Genomic DNA, 327 nt, shown 5'->3' with positions numbered 1-327 from the left:
GTTTTCTAGGTTGATGACGCCGCGTTCACTTGGAAGGGCACCGTAAATCACTTTCATCAGTTCGGTACGACCTGCACCCATTAGGCCAGATACACCAAGAATCTCGCCGCGCTTTAGAGTAAAGCTCACGTCATGAACACCAGAACCAGTCAGGCCAATCACTTCAAGGCAGGTTTCACCGTGGCTCTGTCCGATACGTGGATATTGCTCGTCCAGTTTACGGCCAACCATCATCTCGATTAGGCCATCTTCGTCGGTGTATTTTACTTCACATTGTCCAATGAACTTACCGTCACGAAGCACGGTGATGTCATCACAAATCTCAAA

General features: G+C 48.6%; 1 protein-coding gene. It reads right to left on the bottom strand.

Annotated features, from left to right (window positions below; translation table 11 throughout):
• Positions 1 to 327: ATP-binding cassette domain-containing protein (locus tag AB4496_RS28425; protein WP_372133411.1), on the bottom strand; the 327-nt coding region annotated here is incomplete at both ends.

Origin of the sequence: Vibrio sp. 10N.222.46.A1 (genome assembly GCF_041473595.1) — a bacterium.
GTDB classification, from domain to species: Bacteria; Pseudomonadota; Gammaproteobacteria; order Enterobacterales; family Vibrionaceae; genus Vibrio; species Vibrio tasmaniensis_A.
This window is presented reverse-complemented; position numbering and strand designations above follow the sequence as displayed.